We start from the raw sequence: 19,840 nt of genomic DNA on the forward strand, positions 1-19,840 counted from the left end.
CTTCCTTGCGGCCGATCAGGTTGCCGAAGGAATCTTGCCGAACCGTCATTCCCGCTTCCTGCATCCAGCCGGCGACGAGCTTTTGCGCCTGTTTGTCTTCCGCTGACAAGGCCAGCCGATGGACGCCGTTTTCCGCTGTTTTCCCGATTTCCCCCAACTCGGCAAGGCGTGCTTCCATTCGATTTCCGTTCACTTTGCAAACTTTGTTCATGGTGACCTCCATTGTCTGTCTGTTATGGCTTGTTCCACTTTACTGTCAAGTTAAAGCCAAGCGGCTGGATTTGTCAAACAGAAAATCTCAGTCCGCTTCCCCCGCTTCCAGCCATTGCTCATACAGGCTGTCCAGGAGCTTCCTAAGCCTTTCGCGTTCGGCGGTAAGCTTGCTTTGCTCTTGCTCCGCCGCATCTGACAGACTTTCCTCCAACTGCCGGATGTGCCTTTCCGTCTCAAGGATTTTTCGTTCCCACTGTTGCGCAGGTGACAGGTGGGTTGATTTCTTCGCAGCCTTCCCTTGATCCGCCTTAGGCGCTTCAACTGCCGCCTCTGCCGCCCCTGATGCCTGTGCATGGAGCTTCTCGCGGCACTCATCGTAGTTCCCGTGATGGACAGACAGTTCCCCTTTATTCAACGCCCAGATCTTGCGGGCAACCCGATTGATAAAGTAACGGTCGTGCGAGATGGCCAGCAGCGTTCCGGGGAACGACTCCAGGGCTTCCTCCAAAGCTTCCCTCGATTCAATGTCCAGGTGGTTGGTCGGTTCGTCGAGCAGCAGCAGGTTTGGCATACGGAACATGAGGACAGCCAGGCGCAAGCGGCTCCACTCTCCGCCGGACAGCTGGGATACCCGCTTGAAGACATCGGATCCGAAAAAGAGAAACCGGGCCAGCTGTCCTCTCGCCTCTCCTTCCTCCATTGACAGCTCGTCTTGAAAGTAACGAACCACCGTTTTATCATCTGTCGGCCGGGGTTCGTCCTGGGCCAGATATCCGACCTCCACCCGCGAACCGATGCGGATCTCACCTTCGTCCAGATCGAGCTGGCCGATCATCATTTTCATCAACGTGCTCTTCCCCGATCCGTTCTCCCCGAGAAGAGCGACACGTTCCCCGTAAACGAGCAGCGCGTTGACCCGGTTCAAAAGCCTGCGATTTCCATAAACCTTCCCGACCTGATCGAGCAGAATCACCTGCTGGCCGGACCGGTCCTCCTGCTCAAGCTTCAAAGCGATCGTCTGCCGCTCAAGCAGCGGCCGCTTCAGCTTCACCATCCGGTCCAGCGCCTTCTGCATGGAAGCGGCCCGCCGGTGAAATGTCGGATTGGGCGGCTTTGCGCGGTTTCCCCAGTCTTTCAGCTGTTTGATCGTCTCCTGCATTTTTTTGATCTTCTTTTGCTGTTCCTGATAATCGGCAAACTGCTGCAGCAAGCGCTCCTCTTTTTCCTTTTGATATCCGCTGTAGTTCGTATGGTAGACATGTGCTTCCCCGTCCTCAATTTCGATGGTCTTGCCTGCCACCTTGTCGAGGAAGCAGCGATCGTGCGAGACGACGATGACGGTACCCGGATAGGCGGCAAGATAAGCTTCCAGCCATTCGATTGCGCTCATATCCAGGTGGTTGGTCGGCTCGTCAAGAAGCAGCAGTTCCGGCTGTTTCAATAAAAGCGCCGCCAGCCCGACTTTCGTCTTCTCTCCTCCCGACAGGGAAGAAAAGAGCCTGTCATACTGCTGGGCAGAAATCCCCAATCCCGACGCCACACGGTTGATCGAAGAGGCGATCTCGTAACCGCCCGCCCGCTCGAATCGCTCAAGCAAGTGGCCGTACTTTTCCGCCAGTGCGCTCCATTGCCGTTCGTCCGCTGCAATCGCAGGTTCAGCCATCTGCCGCTCCAATTCCTTCATCTGGCGTTCCCATTCATTTGCTTCCCGGAAGCTTGCCGACAGTACGTCATAAACGGTCCATCCGTCATGCCCCGCCGGCACCTGGGCCAACAAGCCGACACGGGTCCCCTTGCGGATGAAAATTTGTCCCTGATCGGGCAAGATCGCTTTGTCGAGCAGTTGAAAAATGGTCGTTTTTCCCGCTCCGTTGCGGCCGATCAGGCCGACTTTCTCACCCTCCCCGACTTCAAACGAAACATCTGCGAGCACAAGGTTCGCACCGTAGTATTTTTGTACTTGTTGAAAGCTGATGATCATGGAAATCCTCCTAGAGGCATCAGACCTCCCGGACCCGAATCAACTGATGAGACAAAAAAAGGCTGCAGGGAAAAGATCCCCGCAGCCTTAATGAGCATTACCCGTCAGGTCAAGGCAGGAGAGTCTGTTCGCCGTATTGTCTGATTCGTATAAGCGAAAATGGACATACGTATCCCGTTGACCGCTTCAGCATGGGTAATGCCAAATAATGCCATTGGCAATTGGCTAATACGAAAAAGGGCAACACTGCGATTCATCTCCTGCCTCACCTCCTGTTCAGCTCTTGCGATAAGAGCGATTTTGTTCCTACTATTATATACCACTCTAGCGAAAATACAATTATTTTCGTCTTCTTACTCTGCCCCCTGGTCCAACACTTGCTTCACCAGACGCTTCGGCGCCGCCCGCAAATACGCTTCCTTTAGCAATGAGCCAAGCTCGTTCCAATCCAATGGCTCGTCCTTTTTGGTCGAGACCCAGCCGTGTTGGCCGATGTACGGCGTCTTCAAGTACCGGCCCTGCTGCAGCAGAATTTCTTGATTTTCCCGGTCCGACTTGAAGGATAAACCAGGGCTGCCATCGGATTCGCCCATCATGATAAACGATTTACCGCGAACCTTGAAGGTTGTATGTCCGAATCCGTCGATGATTTCCTCCACTTCCGGGAGGGAATTGCAAATCTTGCGGACACGTTCCAACATCTCGGTCCCCTGCTTCGATTTGATGCGTCTATCGTGTTCCAAAAGCCAGTGCCCCTTCCTTTCTATTTCGATCACCTCCTTTTCAGTTTCTCCTTCAAGCGGGAAAATCCTTTCCCCTCCTTCTCAACAATATTCACTCTGAAGGATGCCCATATGGACGATGTCATGCCATGTCCCGTCTCGAAACAGGGCTTGACGGGCTCTTCCCTCGTGCTTGAACCCTATCTTTTCATATAGCTTGATCGCATTTTGATTAAAGGAAAAGACGCGCAGGGAGACTCTGTGCAGGTTCAATTCACGAAAGGCGTAATCCAGCAATAAACGCAGTGATTCTGTACCGTACCCTCTTCCCCAATACTCTTTTTCTCCGATGTCGATGATGCATTCGGCATTGCGATTTTTATAGTCGATGTTGACCAATGAGGTAATCCCGATCGGTTGATCCGACTCCCTGGCATGGATGATGTAGCTTTTAGCGGAGTCGGAACCCAGGATGACGTGCTGGACAAAATCCCTCGTCGCTTCGAAGTGATAGATATCTAAAGCAGGACTTGTCGATCGCATGACTTCCAGATCGTTTCTCCAGCGGTGGTACAGCTCGGCATCATCCGCCGTCATTTTTCGAAACCATACTCGTGAAGATTCAAACAACATCAAGATCGCCTCCTAAAAATGATGACTTGCCTATTCTTCCGTTGCCGGAGCCAACATTGCTTCCAAGGAAACAAGCAGAACCGCAAGCTGCTCGCCCACCTTCGTCTTTTCCGGCCCCAGCTGAAAGGTGTTTAACATCAACCCATCGATAAACGAAACAAAGTAGAGCGCAATGGCTTCGGGGGACATGCGGGGCCGAAATTCGCCTTGTTCCGCTCCTTTCTGGATCAACCGCGCGATGGCGTCTGCTACTCTTTGGTAACGCTCTGCAATATAAGGAAAGTGTGCTTTATTCACCAGGTAATGAGCAGAGAGAAAAAACTCCGCCATCGCGTGCAACAGGGATTGATGAATCTCTTCAATGCTTTTTTGCTGCCCTCTCACCCAGTCAGCCAACTGGCGCCATAGCGATGTTTGGTCATCGGGTTCAAAAATATGGAGCACTTTCTGGTCTTCTTGCCGAAGAACCTCGATAAAAGCGTGCTCAATGTTCTCAAAATAGGAGTAGAGTGCCCCCCTTGACACCCCGGCTTCATCCATGATGTCCTGCATCGTTGCATCCGTGTAGCCTTTTCTGATGAATACGCGCTTGGCCGCCCGCAGCAATTCAAGCTTTTTTTGCGTTCGATACTCCTCGCTTACTTTCGGTGCCACTTACTGTTCAACTCCTTGATGATAAGGATTATATTTTTGTTTAAATAGACACTTATGTCATTTTTATGTTCTTGTTATTATAAACGACATGAATGTCGTTTTTCAAGCAAAAAAAGGACCCCTTAAGAGGAGTCCCATCCATGCGCTTAACCAAATACGCGTATGGCCATGTATTCGATAGTGGCGATCCTGTCGACGTCGTGAAACGGTCTGTAAAAAAAAGCCGGCTCACTTTCAGAGCCAGCTTGTACAAGACGGGTCAACCTTTTACAGCGTCCCTTCCCCTTTATCTGGTGCCGGGGTTGTCGCTACCCGTCTGACGAAAAAGGCGAGAATCAACGCGATCAGCGAGAGGGCAAAGCCAAATGTAAAAGAATGCTCCACCCCTGCAGCCAGAGCAGCAGTCTTCTCAGCCTGACTCGGTTGAGCGATCCCTGCCAAGAACTTTTGTTCGCCCATCGTCATGATGGTGATAAACAGTGCAGTTCCAATCGCCCCGGACACTTGCATCAGGGTATTGGCAATCGCTGCGCCGTGCGGGTACAAATGCGGCGGCAGCTGATTGAGGCCATTCGTTTGGGCCGGCATCATCACCATCGCGACAGAGACCATGAGCAGCGAATGCAAGATGATGATCGTCACCGGTGTCGCCCCTGAGTCGAGCGAGCGGAACAAGAAAACCGTCAGCGTCATCATGACGATTCCGGGAAGCAGCAGCCAGCGGGGGCCGAACTTGTCAAACAAGTACCCCATGACAGGCGAAATCGCCCCGTTGATCAGCCCGCCCGGCAGCATCACCAATCCTACTGTAACCGCGCTAAAGGCGAGAACGTTCAACAGGAACATCGGCATGACGATCATCGTGGCAAACATCGTCATCATCACGATCATCATCAAGACGATAGCCAAGCTAAACATCGGATAAGCGAAGACCCGCATATCAAGCATTGGCGTTTCCAAATGGCGCTGGCGAATAACAAACCACAGGAGCGCGACGAACCCGACGGCGATCGTCGTGAATACGATCGGGTCGGTCCAGCCTCCCGAGCCTTCGCCCGCCGAACTGAAACCGAAAACGATTCCGCCAAATCCCAAGGTGGACAGCACCATCGAGAGCAAATCGATTTTGGGATTCGTCACTTCGGTGACATTTTTTAGCGAAACAATTCCATACCAAATAGAGATGATCGCAATCGGAATCACAAAAAGGAACAGCCACCGCCACGACAGATAGTCGATAATCAGCCCGGAGACGGTCGGCCCGATCGCCGGAGCGAACATGATGACCAGGCCCAGCACTCCCATTACCCGTCCTCTGCGCTCAGGCGGGATGACCGCCAATATCACGTTCATCAACAGCGGGATCAGGATCCCGGTGCCAGCCGCCTGGATTATTCGCCCGAGGAGCAAAAAAGCAAAGACAGGTGCAAATCCCGCAATGGCCGTCCCGATTCCGAACAAACTCATCGATGCGATAAATAGCTGCCTGGTCGTATATCGCTGAATGAGAAAGGCGCTCACGGGCACCAACACCGCGACGACAAGCAAATAACCTGTCGTCAGCCACTGTGCCGTACTTGCCTCTACTCCAAAAGCTTTCATAATCGGTAAAATCGCGACATTCAGCAGCGTCTCGTTTAATATCGCTACAAATGCTCCAGAAAGCAGGACAGCAAGCAGCGGTACGACCTTTATCTTTTGGATTTCGTCTGTCGCTATCGTTTGATCTTGTTCTTTCCGCATATGATGTCCTCCTCTCTTTTTTGTCTATTAAAAATGGATGCCGTACGACGCAAACTCTCCGAACAAAAAACTCCTGGCCGAAGGGTCAGGAGTAGCGTCTCTATCACAAAAAAACAAGATACATCACGTCGAAACGACATATCGATTTTTTGGGAATAGAAAATGCCACACTAATCCTGTCCCGAGACATACGTTCGGTTTCATAGCATACAGGATTAGAGGATCATCTTATCTACACCCTTCCTTTAAATCGATAGTTACTAAAGTAGCAAAAAGCCGTAGCGGTGTCAACCGTAAAATGAAATCAAAAAGAAGATATTGCTCAAGCAAATCTTTTGCTTACGATACATCCTTCGGCCATGCCGCTTCAAGTTGAATGCCATTATTATCCAAGAATATAAAATTACGAATACTTTTCTGGTCGTATATGTCTGTTACCACTACTCCGTGTTCTAGCAATTTTGCACGCAGGGCAAGCCCTTCCTCCTCTCCCGGCAAGGCAAAGGCAATATGTTGCAGGGCCCCCGGCAAAAATTGAAACATGACGGCTGAATCCGGTTCTACCGCCAGACGTTTCAGCTCTTCTGAACTTTGAAAGATCTGTGCGCTTGGATGTTCAAAAAAGTGGATTCCCCACGTTTCGGAGTCACCCGGTTTGATAAAACAGTGCCTGCCCCGCCGTCCTGCAGCCGGCAGTACTTGTCCTGCCTGCATCCCCAGCAAGTTTTGGTAAAAATCCACCGTTTCATCCAAATTCGGCGTTGTCAGGGCAATATGGTGGAACCCTTGCCAATGTGTCAATACCGTTTGCTGCCGATTCTGTGGTTTTGTCATCGTACATATCACTCCTTTTTTGAGTATGTTTTGTACCCTGTCCACACAATTAGAATTCTAACTATATTTCCGAAAAAATCACGATTTCATCAGGAACGTTACTTAAACAGGCCAATCATTTTTTTAAGCAGTTTCTTAAGTGTTTCGAATTCTTCCGGCGTCATTCCTTCCCTCACCCGGCGATCCACTATGTTTGAAAGATCCTGCGTTTGGATGGCCAACTTCGTCCCTTCGTCCGTCAAAAAGATCTGCTTGTACCGTCCGTCAGTGGGATGATCCCGGCGAATAGCCCATCCGTTTTTAACTAAACCGTTTATCAGGCTGGTCACGCTGGGACGTTCAATCAAAAGAATTTGCTCCAGTTCTGATGACGTAATTCCAGGAAAATAGTGGATGATCCCTAGTACACTCCACTGTGTATGCGTAATTCCTATCGGTTTTAATTGAGCTTCGACCTCGCGGCGCAGCGTGACATAGGCCACCTTTACCGTCCGGCCGATCGGTCCCGAGTTCCATTCCCAGGTTAAATGATCAGAATTGTCGTTGTCCACTTTTACACTCACCCTTAAGCAGTTAGAATTCTAATTATCAAATTACCCCGTTTTTTTAAATCTGTCAATCCACACTTGATACATTATTTAGATTCCTTTTGCCAATTACTTACTCTTGTGATAAGATCAGTATGAATTTCAGGAACGGAGGGTTACGTGTGGCGACTCATTATATCCGAGTTAGAACTTTGTGCAACGAATGAAATCGTACAAAGACTCTGCCTGTGCGTGCAGAGGACTCGGGATTGGTCTGCCCATTTTTCGTGATACCTCCAGCTACTATCATATCTGATGAATAACCGTTTGTTGCTCTACAGATGAAGGTGTTATTGTCTGTTGAGTAACTCATTCGTGTATGTCATCCTATGGAAGACCAACGATCCGACCGGTAAGGAACCTCGTTCCTTGCGGTCTTTTGGTGTCCTCTTCCAAGCGAAAACACAGGCAGCATTTAGCCTGTGTTTTTTTTTATTGCTTGCTCATTAGGGACGGAGGGTCACGTGTGGTAGATCAGCATATCTGAGTTCAAACTTTGTGCAACGGATGAAAACTTGCCAAAGGGCTCTGTCTGTGTGCAGAGGACTCAGGATTGGTCTGCCCATTTTTCGAGTTAAGGAATGAATTTCTACCCGCTCATCCCTTCCTTAACCACCTAAAGAAATGCAACGGTCTAAAAAAGTCAATCCGTTTCTTCTTACTTGCAGATCATCTGATGTCCTTTCCGATTAACGAACATACAGCGGCAGCCCAAAAGTATTTTCTATTTTGCCGATAACGGAGGGACTCATATGCAAAGACAAGATAAACGGCGTAAAAAAGGACGGAAGCTTGCAGAAGAGGAAAATTTCAGCGGTCAGCATTTACTGCGTAATAAACGCATTGTTCAGGCAATCATTGGAAAAGCCAGCGTCCATTCCACCGATACCATTGTGGATCTCGGGGCCGGAAAAGGCGCTTTGACTTTTCGCTTGGCAGAAAAAGCCGGTAAAGTCCTGGCGATCGAAAACGATCCCGCATTTGCGCAAAAGCTTAGACGTATGGCGGAAGGGTACTCGAATATCACCATTATCGAAAAAGATATTCTAAAGGCACGTCTTCCGGTAGAGCCCTTCAGCGTCGTGGCCAACATCCCTTTTTCCATCACAACTCCCATTCTGAAGAAACTTCTTGATCCGCCAACGTCTTCATTTCAAAAAGCGATACTCATTGTAGAAAAAGGCGCGGCCAAACGATTTACTGCCCCCTTGATGCGAAATCCGCTCATTTTGAAGTGGCGTATGTGGTTTGACATGGAATTGGTGCAGGTCGTCTCGAAATACAGCTTTTCGCCCCCGCCAAGCGTAGAATCGGCTATCTTCCGGATCACCAGGAAAGAAAATGCCTATGTTACACCCCGTCACCATGATACTTTCGTCGGTTTTGCTGAATACGGACTGAGGTATCCCGACCTGCCGATCTCCGAAGTGCTAAAGGGAATTTTCACGCCGCCGCAACTGAGACATTTGGTTAAAGCCTTGGGAGTTGATCGGCACGCGTCCATTTGCACGTTAAACGAACTTCAATGGGGGATTGTTTTCCATACGATGTTGGAGCGGGTTGAAGCGTTTCGTTGGCCCAAAAGGCGCAGAAGGTAATAAACTGGAAATAGATTTTTGTGAAAACAATCATAAAGGATGGCAGTCTGGAACTTTACCGTTCGGACTGCCATCCTTGCTGTATGTAGTCAAGGCAAGACCGGCAATCTTTCCGCCTCACCTAGTCTCCGATTGAAAATTCAAATGCAGCCAGCGCCAGCTTGTATTCGCGCTCGGCTGCCGGACAACCTGCCTTGGCTTTGTACCAAGCTTCTTCCGCCTGTTCTCGTTCTAGAGGCGTCACGCTACCTTTTTTATATGGCTCGATCGCGGCAGCATAGCTTTCCTCAGCCCGCTGCAGTTCTTCATTCATTTGCGTTTTATTCTCGATCGCCGCCTTCAGTTTCTTGTATTTTTGCGTCATATCCTTTTTCGCTACAGCTTGTAATTTTAACAGCTCCAGTTCTGCTTTTCTTGCTTCACTCCTGGCCATCTGTCCCTTGTACGTTACAAGAGAAGAATACTGGTGCACCAGGTTCACTTTTACTTCCGCCCATTTCAATTCCGCCTGCTTTTTAAGCATTTCAGGACGTTGTCGGTACCCTTTTTCAATCACTTCATCCAGAGGAGGAAGTACATACTCCGTATGGTTATGTCGAAAACCATGCTCACCGTACAGGCTGCAGCCCCTCATTCTTCACTATCTGCCACAGCGAAAGTGAGAATAATTCTCAACACATTAAATGATAAAGATTATCATTAATTGCCAATACTTCCTTTAACGTTGCCATTGCACGAAACATGTATGACCGAAACATTGGTTGAAATTTTCCTACAGTCTGAAAAAAAGGACAGGTCCTCATTATCAAGCGAAGAATCAACCCTTGACCGTTTTCTGTAAAGATCAGGTAAAATAGAAATTAGCAAAACATTCTGCTTATCCTTTGCCCCTGACACTGATGAAAGGTGGAATTGACGTGTTACCCACTTTCTCTACCGAGCGACTGATTATCCGCCCGCGTGAGTTAGCCGATCTCGAAGCCTGCCTCAAGATGGACCGCGACCCGGAAGTGGTTCGCTTTATTAGCGGGCCATGGACAGATGAAGCCAAACACAAGGAATTTGTCTTATCGCGCATGAAAGCCGATTATCCGGAGGGACTCGGATACTGGACCGTTTTGAAGAAGGAAGACAACGCTTTTCTCGGCTGGATCATGCTGATCCCCGTCGATGCTCGCGGCCCGGAAATCGAGATTGGCTGGCGCCTGATCCGCGATGCCTGGGGAAAAGGATACGCTACCGAGGCGGCGAAGCCGATCCTAAGGTATGGCTTTGAGACTGTAGGTATAGACGAAGCCATTGCCGAAATTCACCCCGATAATCTCGGTTCCATGCGGGTCTCCGAGAAGATCGGCCTGCGGGATAGGGGGATCCGGCGAAACGGTGAAGAGAGCGTACGCCGCTACTCCCTGACCCGGATGGAGTACGCGGCGATGAACCATACATAACAGACGACAAAGGCCCTCAAAAATCGATCAGATCTTTAAGGGCCCATATCTATATGTTTTTACCTTCCCGGATTACTTGCGATTCAATCGGTACTGCTCCACAACTAGCTGCGCAATCCCCATCCGCTCCAGCCGGTCGACGGGCACAAGGAAGGTGACGGTGACTACGCCCGGGTGGCGGCCGATCTGGATGGAGCCGGTAATCGTCGCCCGGTTCATCACTTCCGGAACGGTCATGCCCAACAGTTTTGCCGCCCGCTCCATCCCGTTGGTCGTCGCGTCATTCAGATTGGCACCCGTTCCGACGAAGGAGACCGGGGCTGTGTCTTCCAGCTGCTCAAGACCCCACTTGCGGGCGATTTGCAGCGCTCTTGCTTTTTCTTCTTGGGTATACGGACGGGCCAGATACGGCAGGTCCTCTTCTACCGGCAGCAGGATCGGCCCATCCAAGCGGAGCCCTTTGATCACGTGGACCTGAAGGGTCACGATCCCAGCGACATCCGTGGTATGTCCGGCAATCTCGCCGTCTCCTTGCATGGCGTGCATATCGCCCAGGTAGACTCCTCCGCCGGGGACTTTCACGGGGCAGATCAGCACGGCATTCTCGCGGACGCGGTTGATATCCATGTGCCCGTCTGTCCGCTCTTCCAGTTGTTCTGCCGTGAGGGCGTACTCGTGCGGGGCGCCGATCAAAAAGGAACCGAAATCGCCGGCGTTGTGGGAGTCGGGGAACGGACGGGACGGAGTCGTACCCAACTGCCCCAGAAAAGGCCTAACCCTGGCGATGGCGCCGACGATATCGTGGGGAGCGAAAGTAACGATCGGATTTTGGCAGGATCCGCCCGGCGTCGCCATGTACCGCCGGCCGTCGAGGGCGATCCGTTCAGCCGCCTCCTGATGCAGCGTAACGCCAAAGTCATGCTGTTCGTCAAACCCCATCGTATAGGCATTGGTGAAGACAAAGGGAGTCACGTCTGCCCCGCATGTTGTGCAGCGGATGGCCTCCGGGCCGATTCCTTCTATCCGGGTCTCGGGATGCATCGTGCCGCAGTTCGGGCATTTCGCTGCGACGAACGGATCGCCTAAGAACCGCCCTTCAATCGTCCGGTCATTGCCCGATGCCGTAGCCATTGAGGTGACGCGAATCGACTTGATCCGGATGGCGATCGCATCACCTACCTCTGCCCCTTCCAGGTAAACAGGCTGGGTGACTTCATGACCGCCGCGAAGCCGCGGCGTAATCATCGGCCCCCAACATCCGGGGGTCGTATTGGCTACGATGTGCCCCCCATCCCGCACCGGCCCCAGCATCGGCTGGGACGGGTCCAATACGCCATTGGTAAAAGTGTTGACGTAGACGGTTTCTTGCGCTGCATGCTGTTCCATTTTGCTTCCCTCCTGCCCGTATTTTTCCTGATTGCTTCCTATCAGTACAGCCGTTTGGTATAGCTTTCCGCCAATCCCTCCGCCACTTGTTTTTCCGTGACGCCGGGCAGTTTGACGTGATCAGCGAGAATCCGGGCTGCTGATGGCAACTCCTCCTTGGCCGGCCATGTAGCCTCCTGTCACAATCCGGAACGCTTGAAGGCTTTGGCGCAGTGCATAAAACACTCTTCTACTTCTACTCCGATGCCTAAAAGCGGAACGCGGCCGTTTACCTGCATTTGCTCCAAGTACTTCTCATCGCGAATCACACAAGCACGGCCGTTCACGCGCAAGGTTTCTTCCATGCCGGGAATGAGGAAGATCAGACCGACTCTCGGGTTAGACAAAATGTTGCGCAGCGAATCCGTTCTTTTGTTGCCAGGCCGCTCCGGGATGATGAGGTGCTTCTCGTCGACGACCAGCACGAATCCCGGTGAATCTCCGCGGGGCGAGGCATCACAAGCACCGCTGGCATCAGATGTAGCTACCACGAGAAACGGAGATTGTGCGATAAAGCCGCGGCAATGTTGATCCAGATGTTGAATCGCTTTGCGGGAGACGAGTTCGCTCGGCTCGCCAAGCAAGGAACGCAGATCCTCTTCGGATGAAATAACATCATCAAAAAGCTCAAAACTACCCATACGACCACTCCCTCATGGACACTGATCTCTCCGAAAAATCCGACATCAGTGTGAGCTCTATATTGCTTCTCTTCATACTGATTCTATTCTGGCCGGGTCACGGTTTTCCTTCTCTGCCTGGTGTCTATTGAAAAAACAGATTGTCCCGAAAGGATTCTGGCCTTCCGGGACAACTTTGGTTCCAATTAAAGTACCTGATCAAACTGCAGTTAACACTTTCTTCCATTCCTCCGTCAGCAGGGGAATGACTTCAAACAGATCCCCGACGATGCCGTAGTCGGCAATTTGGAAAATGGGCGCTTCCGGGTCCTTGTTGATCGCCACGATGATGCGGGAATTGGACATTCCGGCCACGTGCTGGATGGCTCCCGAAATGCCGGCGGCGATGTACAATTCCGGAGTGACGACCTTGCCTGTTTGGCCAATCTGCAGCGAGTAATCACAGTAGCCGGCATCACAGGCGCCGCGGGATGCTCCGACGGCACCGCCCAACAAGTCAGCTAATTCCTGCAAAGGAGCAAAGCCTTCTGCCGACTTCACTCCGCGTCCGCCGGAGACAATCACTTTTGCTTCCGTCAAGTCGACGCGTCCTGCCATTTTTTGGACGACGTCTTTCACGACGGTGCGCAAATCCTTGCATGACGCGGTAAACGGCAAAACCTCGGCAGACGTGGAGCCGCTCGCATCAATCGGCAGGTTGTTGGGGCGTATCGTGGCAAACATCGTTCCTGCCGTTACCGCACGTTGTTCAAACGCCTTCCCGGCGTAGATCGGACGCGTAAAGACAACCTGTCCGTCCCGAACCTCCACGTCGACGACGTCGGAGATCAGACCGACCCCCAGGCGGGCGGCAATTCTTGGTGCCAAATCCTTCCCGATCGCGGTATGCGGCATGAACACTGCATCCGGATTTACTTCCTGAATCACTTGATAAAGCGCCTGAAAATAAGCATCCGTGGTGTACGTGTCCAACTCGGGGTTGGTGACGGCGTACACCCGGGACGCTCCGTGTGCTCCCAGACTTTCCGCGTAACCGGGTGAGTCACTGCCCAAGGCAACAGCGGTGATCACTCCGCCGTCCGCCACCCGTTTGGCCGCTGTCAGCACTTCATACGAAACATTCCGCAAGCTGCCGCCCCTTGATTCTGCAACAACCAGTATATTTCTGCTCATCTTCCCATCCCCTTACATCACTTTTACTTCGTTGCCAAGGATGTTTACCAGTTCTTTCACCTGTTCGGCGGCACCGCCTTCGATCATTCGGCAGGCTGCTTTTTTCTGCGGCAAATAACGGTTGATCACAGCCGATTTGCTTTCCACTTCATCCTCCTGTACAGACAGATCGGCGATCGTCAATCGTTCCAGCGGTTTTTTCTTGGCTTTCATAATGTTGGGCAATGACGGATAACGCGGTTCGTTCAATCCCTGCTGGGCCGTGACCAAGAGCGGCAATGGCGCTTCGATCACTTCAATATTTCCCTCGACGTCGCGTTCTGCTACCGCCTTGCCGTCCTGCACATCCAGCTTGGTGATCGTCGTGATCTGCGGGATCTGCAGAAGTTCGGCTACGCGGGGTCCGATCTGACCGGAGCCGTTGTCGATGGACATGTTGCCGGCAAGGATCAGGTCATACTCGCGTCCCTGGATCGCAGCGGCGAGAATTTTGGCTGTTCCGTACTCATCGCCGGCCGCTCCCTCATCGTCGATCAACACCGCCTTATCGGCCCCCATCGCCAGCGCTGTCCGCAGCGCGCTTTCCGAGCGATCGGGTCCTACCGTGATGACGGTGACTTCCCCGCCCTGCTCTTCCCGAATTTTCAGCGCTTCTTCGATGGCGTATTCATCGTACGGATTGATGATGAATTCAACCCCGTCTTCGCGAATGTCATTGTTTTCCAAAGAAATTTTTTCTTCGGTGTCAAAGGTCTGCTTCATGAGCACGATCAAGTTCATCGGCTTCCCCCGTCTCCTTTCCGATATTAACCTAGTTTTTTCTTTAACGTATCACAGATGCTGCTGCCAACCTCTTCGGTGGTTGCCCGGCCGCCGAGGTCAGGGGTGACCACCCGTCCTTCCTCCAGTACATCCTGCATCGCTTCCATGATCGCTGCTGCCGCTTTTTCCTCGCCGAAGTGCTCCAACATCATGCTGGCACACCAGATGGCCGCGATCGGATTGGCGATGCCCTTTCCGGCGATGTCCGGCGCCGAACCGTGCACCGGCTCAAACATGGAGGGAAAATTCTTTTCCGGATTGATGTTTGCCGAAGGGGCGATCCCCATACCGCCGACGATAGCCGCACCCAGGTCAGTCAAGATGTCGCCGAACAGGTTGGAAGCGACGACGACGTCGAAGACATCCGGCTTGGATACGAAGAAGGCGCAAAGGGCATCGATATGGACGATGTTGGTCTCGATCTCCGGGAATTCCTGATGGATCTTGTGGACGTATTCATCCCAAAACGGCATGGTGTGGTTGATCCCGTTTGATTTGGTCGCCGCCGTCAGCCGCTTCCGCTTTCCCTTCTCCTGGGCCAGCTTGAAGGCGTAGCGCAGCACCCTCTCCACCCCGGTGCGGGTAAACACGCTGTTCTGGATGGCCATATCCAGGTTGGTGCCTTCGTAGATGCGGCCGCCCATGTTGGAGTATTCCCCTTCGTTGTTTTCGCGAATGACGATAAAATCGAGGTCGCTGGCATCGCGGTTGGCCAGCGGTGACTTGATCCCTCGCAGCAGTTTGACCGGACGGATGTTGATGTACTGCTGGAAGGAACGGCGGATCGGCAAAAGCAGTCCCCACAGCGACACGTGGTCAGGGACGCCAGGATAGCCGACTGCCCCTAAGTAGATGGAATCAAAGCCTTTCAACAGCTCCAGGCCGTTGTCCGGCATCATTTTTCCGTGTTTGGCGTAGTACTCGCAGCTCCAGTCAAAGGTCTCGTAGGTCAGCGAAAAACCGCCGTCGAGCTCACAGATCGTATCCAGCACTTTTTTTCCTTCCCGAATGACATCGACACCGATCCCGTCACCGGGAATTAAAGCGATTGAGTAATGTTTCATCTCTTTCTTCTCCTGTCTTTAGAATCGAGCTTCCAGTACTTCGGGATTGGCGATGTGCTGTGGCCGTTCGCCGGCCAATACCCGCAGCACATTGGTCGCCACCGTCGTCGCGCTGATGTAGTTGCACTCTACCGTTGTGCCGCCGACGTGCGGGGTCACGATCACATTCGGCAGGGACAAGAGCGGCAGGTCGGCTGCGGGCGGCTCCGGATCGAAGACGTCCAGACCGGCGCCGGCGATCGCTCCAGTTTTCAGCGCCTCGTATAAATCATCTTGGTTGACCACTCCGCCGCGAGCCGTGTTGACGAGGTACGCCGTCGGCTTCATCAGTGAAAAATGGCGGCGGTTGATGCTGCCGCTGGTCTCTTGGGTGAGCGGGATGTGCAGCGAGACGAAGTCTGACTCCGCAAAGAGATGGTCCAGGTCGGTGGTGACTTTCAGCCCTAACTCTTCTGCCAGCCCGTGCTTGGCCTTGTCGTACGATCGAACCCAGACCGTGACATCCATGTCCAGACCCAGTTTGAGCCGTTTTGCCACTTCCTTGGCGATCGCGCCAAAACCGACGATGCCGACCGTCTTGCCCTTCAATTCATTTGTTTTCAGTACGGTGCGGGAAGCGTAGTTGCCCTGGCTCATCTCCTGGTGAAAGCCGATAAGCGACTTGCCGAGCGCCATGATCAGCGTCACCGCGTGCTCCGCCGTAGAAACCCCGTTGACAGATGGCGCGTGCAGGACCGGGATCTTTTTCTCAGTCGCGTACCCAACGTCAATATTGTCCAAGCCAACACCCGCACCAGAAATGACCTTCAGCGATGGGGCCGCGTCAATGATTTGCCTGGTTATCTTTGCCGGAGCACGCAGGACAATCCCGTCCACATCGCGGGCCAGTGCGCAGAGATGATCCGGGTCGTACACGTCGGTGCGGATTACCTCGGCCCCCTCTTGTAAAATCGCCTCTCCTGCCTCATGGTACATGGACAAGATTTGCAGGATTTTGGGTTTATTCATAATAGACTCCTTTTTACACGCGCAGATTTTCCACGATGGTCGTCAGTCCCTGGCCTCCGCCGATACACAGGGTTACCAGTCCGTACCGGCTGCCGCGCCGCTCCATTTCATGCATCAGCTTGGTCATCAGGATCGCTCCCGTACCGCCGAGCGGGTGGCCAAGCGCGATCGCCCCGCCGTTGACATTCAGCTTCTGCTGATCGATGTTCAGTTCTTTTACGACAGCCAGGGTCTGCGCCGCGAACGCTTCGTTCAACTCGATCAGATCAATATCATCAAGCGTCAGGCCGGCCTGTTTCAATGCTTTGATCGTCGACGGTACCGGCCCGATTCCCATAATTTCGGGAGATACCCCGGATGCCGCCTGGGCGATAATCCGCAGGCGCGGCTTGATGCCCCGTTTTACCGCTTCTTCCTCCGCCATCACGATGAGGGCAGAGGCCCCGTCGTTACGTCCGCTGGCATTCCCTGCCGTAACGGTGCCGCCCTGTTTGAATACCGGCTTGAGCGCAGCCAGCTTTTCCAAGGAGGTAGGGCGCGGATGCTCATCCGTGTCGAACAGAATCGTCTCTTTCCGCTTCTTGAGTTCATACGGGACGATCTCGCCGGCAAATTTGCCGTCCCGGATCGCGGCTGAAGCCTTCTCCTGGCTGCCGAGTGCAAACTCGTCCTGTTCCTCCCGGCTGATGTCGTACTTTTCTGCCAGGTTCTCCGCCGTCAAGCCCATCGTCAAGTGGCCGTAGACTTCAATCGGCTGGGCCCGCGGCTGGCTTTCCGTGTTGGGGTCGACGAGCTCGGCGTTGCCGGCTTCATACCCGTAACGGGCTTTGCGCAGATAGTAGGGCGCGTTGCTCATGCTCTCCGCTCCCCCCGCAAGCACGATGTCGGCATAGCCGCACATGATCTGCTGGGCTGCGTTGTTGATCGCCTGCAGACCGGAGGCGCACTGCCGATGCACCGTGTAGCCAGGAACCTCGATCGGCAGGCCGGCGCGCAGAGCGGCGAGCCTGGCAAGGTTGGGCTGATCGGAGCTCTGCTTCGCATTGCCCCAGATCACTTCGTCCACATCTTTGCCTTCGATCGCGTTTCGCTGCAATACTTCACTCATCACCCGTGCAGACAGATAATCCACCTCGACGTCTTTGAGCGTCCCGCCCATTCGGCCAATCGCCGTTCTGACTCCATCCACAATCACGACATTTCTCAATGGAAATCACCTCACTGTTTTTTCCGCATAGGAAAGGATCACTTTCCTATCGGCATAAAAAGCTTCCTCTAGGGAAGAACCCGCTCCTTTGAGTAGGCTTCGATTGTAGCTTTTTTTATTTGGAGAACTCTCGTTTCAATTCCGAGGCAATGATATTTTTCTGAATCTGTGTCGTACCCTCGTAGATCTTGGTGATCCGCGCATCCCGGTAATAGCGCTCGATCGGATAGTCCCGCATGTACCCGATGCCGCCGTGAATCTGAACGGCAAGATCGGCGACTTTATTGTAAACCTCCGAGCCGTACAATTTGGCAATTGCAGCCTCCTTTACAACGCGCATGCCCTCGTCGGTCATCCACGCTGTCCGGTACGTCATCGCTCTCAGCACTTCGATCTCCATGGAGATCTCCGCCAACATGTGCTGTACGGCCTGCTGCTCAAAGATCGGCTTGCCAAACTGGACCCGCTGCATCGCATAGTCCATGCAGTGCTCCAGCAGTTTTTCGCAAGAACCCAGGTTTCGTGCGGCAAGTCCGGCCCGTCCGTTGGCGAGGATTTTCAGCGCATTCACATAGCCGTTGCCTTCCTCGCCCAGGACGTTCTCGACCGGCACTTCCATGTCGTCGAAGAACAGCTCGGCGGAATGCGAACCGCGCAGACCCATTTTCCGTTCGACGGCACCCACTTTAAAGCCGGGGAAGTCCTTTTCGACGATGAAGGAAGTAATCCCTTTCGCCCCTTTACTCGGGTCGGTGACCGCCATCACCGTAAAGATTTGCCCGCAAACGGCGTTGGTGATGTAGTGCTTGGAGCCGTTGATGATGTACCGGTCTCCCTTTTTGACCGCCGTCGTTTTCAGATTGGCCGCATTTGATCCAGCGCTCGGCTCTGTCAAGGCAAACGCGCCGATCCATTCGCCCGTCGCCATTTTCGGCAGGTACTTTCGCTTCTGTTCCTCCGTCCCCAGCTCCACGATCCCGACGCTGCCGATGCCGGTATGGGCGCCGATCAATGTGGTAAAGCCGTTGTGCGTCTTGCCCAGTTCTTCATAAATCGCGCACTTCCCGACCATATCCAGTCCCAGCCCGCCGTACTCCTCGGGAATGCTGAGTCCGAACAAGCCCATCTCCTTGGACATCTCGACGATGTGTTCCGGGATTTCGTCGTTCTCTTCGATCTCCATGGCCACCTTTTCTACCTCGGTCTGGACGAATTCCCGCACTGCTTTTCGCAAAACTTCAATGTCTTCTGAAAAACGAAAATCCATGTCAACCACTCCTTCGTCAGTGTGTACGATTATTTTCCTTTAAATTGCGGCGTGCGTTTCTCCAAAAAGGCCAGCGTCCCTTCCCATTTGTCTTCCGAACCGATGAGGATGGTTTGGGCCAGCTTTTCCAGGAAGAGGGCCGTCTCCATCTCCGTATCGGCTCCGTGGTTGACTACCGCTTTGGCCAATCTCACCGCCAACGGACCTTTGGACGCGATCTTCGCGGCGTATTCTTTCGCCGTCGTCAGCAGTTCCGCAAGAGATACGACTTTGTTTACCAGGCCGATTCGCTCCGCCTTCTCGGCCGTGATGATATCTCCAGTCAGGATCATCTCCATCGCCCGGCCCTTTCCGACGATTCTGGAGAGCCGCTGCGTACCGCCCGCTCCCGGCATGATCCCCAGATTTACTTCCGGCAGCCCGACCTTGGCGTGCTCCGCTGCAATGCGAATGTCACAGGCCAGCGCCAGCTCCAGGCCGCCACCGAGGGCGTAGCCGTTGATCGCAGCAATGGTCGGTATCTCGTATTCTTCAATCTTGCGGTAGACTGCCGTCATATTCGGCCGAAGCGCTTCGATCATCGTCCTTTTATGCAGCTGGGAGATGTCTGCCCCTGCGGCAAATGATTTTTCCCCTGAACCTGTAAAAACCAACACCCGTACCTCTTGGTTCTCTCTTGTCTCCTCCAAAGCCTGGACAATCTCTTGCAGCGTCTCCGCACTCAAGGCGTTTCTCACTTCGGGCCGGTTGATCGTGATGATCCCGATTCCCTCTGCAACTTCGACAAGTATGTTGTTGTACACCGCATCCGCACTCCTTC

19 protein-coding genes and 2 pseudogenes are annotated in these 19,840 nt (G+C 53.0%); 2 read left to right on the top strand and 19 right to left on the bottom strand.

The window, feature by feature from the left end; translation table 11 throughout:
• From ACI7RC_RS06690 to ACI7RC_RS06730, 9 genes and pseudogenes are all read right to left on the bottom strand, one after another.
• Positions 1–211, bottom strand: a pseudogene (locus ACI7RC_RS06690) (Zn-dependent hydrolase); the annotation flags it as partial.
• 87 nt (positions 212–298) lie between these two features.
• Positions 299–2,194 (bottom strand): ribosomal protection-like ABC-F family protein, encoded by a 1,896-nt coding sequence (gene abc-f, locus ACI7RC_RS06695; RefSeq protein WP_408107462.1) that lies wholly within the window; start codon positions 2,192–2,194, stop codon positions 299–301.
• A 104-nt stretch (positions 2,195–2,298) separates the two neighbouring features.
• Positions 2,299–2,451, bottom strand: a complete 153-nt coding sequence (locus tag ACI7RC_RS06700) for an RAxF-45 family protein (RefSeq protein ID WP_408107463.1) — start codon at positions 2,449–2,451, stop codon at positions 2,299–2,301.
• A gap of 96 nt (positions 2,452–2,547) precedes the next feature.
• The gene (locus ACI7RC_RS06705) at positions 2,548–2,937 is read right to left on the bottom strand and encodes an MmcQ/YjbR family DNA-binding protein (protein ID WP_408107464.1); all 390 of its coding nucleotides are present in this window, start codon (positions 2,935–2,937) and stop codon (positions 2,548–2,550) included.
• Between the two features lie 81 nt (positions 2,938–3,018).
• A complete protein-coding gene (locus ACI7RC_RS06710; protein ID WP_408107465.1) occupies positions 3,019–3,549 on the bottom strand; it encodes a GNAT family N-acetyltransferase in 531 nt (176 codons plus the stop codon).
• Between the two features lie 30 nt (positions 3,550–3,579).
• Positions 3,580–4,203, bottom strand: a complete 624-nt coding sequence (locus ACI7RC_RS06715) for a TetR/AcrR family transcriptional regulator (protein WP_408107466.1) — start codon at positions 4,201–4,203, stop codon at positions 3,580–3,582.
• 267 nt (positions 4,204–4,470) lie between these two features.
• Positions 4,471–5,946, bottom strand: coding sequence for an MDR family MFS transporter (locus ACI7RC_RS06720; protein ID WP_408107467.1), 1,476 nt, complete (start codon positions 5,944–5,946; stop codon positions 4,471–4,473).
• A gap of 339 nt (positions 5,947–6,285) precedes the next feature.
• On the bottom strand, positions 6,286–6,780 hold the full coding sequence (locus ACI7RC_RS06725) for a VOC family protein (RefSeq protein WP_408107468.1): 495 nt from the start codon (positions 6,778–6,780) through the stop codon (positions 6,286–6,288).
• A gap of 98 nt (positions 6,781–6,878) precedes the next feature.
• Positions 6,879–7,331 (bottom strand): MarR family winged helix-turn-helix transcriptional regulator, encoded by a 453-nt coding sequence (locus tag ACI7RC_RS06730; RefSeq protein WP_408107469.1) that lies wholly within the window; start codon positions 7,329–7,331, stop codon positions 6,879–6,881.
• Positions 7,332–8,119: 788 nt separating this feature from the next.
• Here ACI7RC_RS06730 and erm point away from each other — a divergent pair.
• Entirely contained in the window at positions 8,120–8,965 is an 846-nt protein-coding gene (erm, locus tag ACI7RC_RS06735; RefSeq protein WP_408107470.1) for a 23S ribosomal RNA methyltransferase Erm, read from the top strand.
• Positions 8,966–9,086: 121 nt separating this feature from the next.
• On the opposite strand, the gene ACI7RC_RS06740 is transcribed toward erm, so the two are convergent.
• Positions 9,087–9,488 (bottom strand): HlyD family secretion protein, encoded by a 402-nt coding sequence (locus tag ACI7RC_RS06740; RefSeq protein ID WP_408107471.1) that lies wholly within the window; start codon positions 9,486–9,488, stop codon positions 9,087–9,089.
• A gap of 394 nt (positions 9,489–9,882) precedes the next feature.
• Here ACI7RC_RS06740 and ACI7RC_RS06745 point away from each other — a divergent pair, with 394 nt between their 5' ends.
• Positions 9,883–10,413, top strand: a complete 531-nt coding sequence (locus ACI7RC_RS06745; protein WP_408107472.1) for a GNAT family N-acetyltransferase — start codon at positions 9,883–9,885, stop codon at positions 10,411–10,413.
• A gap of 72 nt (positions 10,414–10,485) precedes the next feature.
• Here the strand turns inward: ACI7RC_RS06745 and ACI7RC_RS06750 are convergent, their stop codons facing one another.
• From ACI7RC_RS06750 to ACI7RC_RS06790, 9 genes and pseudogenes are all read right to left on the bottom strand, one after another.
• Positions 10,486–11,799 carry an acetamidase/formamidase family protein gene (locus tag ACI7RC_RS06750; protein WP_408107473.1) on the bottom strand — a complete coding sequence of 438 codons (1,314 nt, stop codon included), beginning with the start codon at positions 11,797–11,799 and terminating at the stop codon, positions 10,486–10,488.
• Positions 11,800–11,840: 41 nt separating this feature from the next.
• Positions 11,841–12,479, bottom strand: a pseudogene (locus tag ACI7RC_RS06755) (pyridoxamine 5'-phosphate oxidase family protein).
• Between the two features lie 198 nt (positions 12,480–12,677).
• Entirely contained in the window at positions 12,678–13,652 is a 975-nt protein-coding gene (locus ACI7RC_RS06760; protein WP_408107474.1) for an electron transfer flavoprotein subunit alpha/FixB family protein, read from the bottom strand.
• Positions 13,653–13,664: 12 nt separating this feature from the next.
• The gene (locus ACI7RC_RS06765) at positions 13,665–14,432 is read right to left on the bottom strand and encodes an electron transfer flavoprotein subunit beta/FixA family protein (RefSeq protein ID WP_408107475.1); all 768 of its coding nucleotides are present in this window, start codon (positions 14,430–14,432) and stop codon (positions 13,665–13,667) included.
• A gap of 26 nt (positions 14,433–14,458) precedes the next feature.
• The gene (locus tag ACI7RC_RS06770) at positions 14,459–15,538 is read right to left on the bottom strand and encodes a tartrate dehydrogenase (protein ID WP_408107476.1); all 1,080 of its coding nucleotides are present in this window, start codon (positions 15,536–15,538) and stop codon (positions 14,459–14,461) included.
• An 18-nt stretch (positions 15,539–15,556) separates the two neighbouring features.
• Positions 15,557–16,546, bottom strand: coding sequence for a hydroxyacid dehydrogenase (locus tag ACI7RC_RS06775; protein ID WP_408107477.1), 990 nt, complete (start codon positions 16,544–16,546; stop codon positions 15,557–15,559).
• A gap of 13 nt (positions 16,547–16,559) precedes the next feature.
• The gene (locus tag ACI7RC_RS06780; protein WP_408107478.1) at positions 16,560–17,753 is read right to left on the bottom strand and encodes a thiolase family protein; all 1,194 of its coding nucleotides are present in this window, start codon (positions 17,751–17,753) and stop codon (positions 16,560–16,562) included.
• A 115-nt stretch (positions 17,754–17,868) separates the two neighbouring features.
• The gene (locus ACI7RC_RS06785) at positions 17,869–19,020 is read right to left on the bottom strand and encodes an acyl-CoA dehydrogenase family protein (RefSeq protein ID WP_408107479.1); all 1,152 of its coding nucleotides are present in this window, start codon (positions 19,018–19,020) and stop codon (positions 17,869–17,871) included.
• 29 nt (positions 19,021–19,049) lie between these two features.
• A complete protein-coding gene (locus ACI7RC_RS06790; protein WP_408107480.1) occupies positions 19,050–19,823 on the bottom strand; it encodes an enoyl-CoA hydratase/isomerase family protein in 774 nt (257 codons plus the stop codon).
• Between the last annotated feature and the right edge of the window lie 17 nt (positions 19,824–19,840).

Origin of the sequence: Brevibacillus sp. B_LB10_24 (assembly GCF_046036945.1) — a bacterium.
Taxonomy (GTDB): Bacteria; Bacillota; Bacilli; order Brevibacillales; family Brevibacillaceae; genus Brevibacillus_C.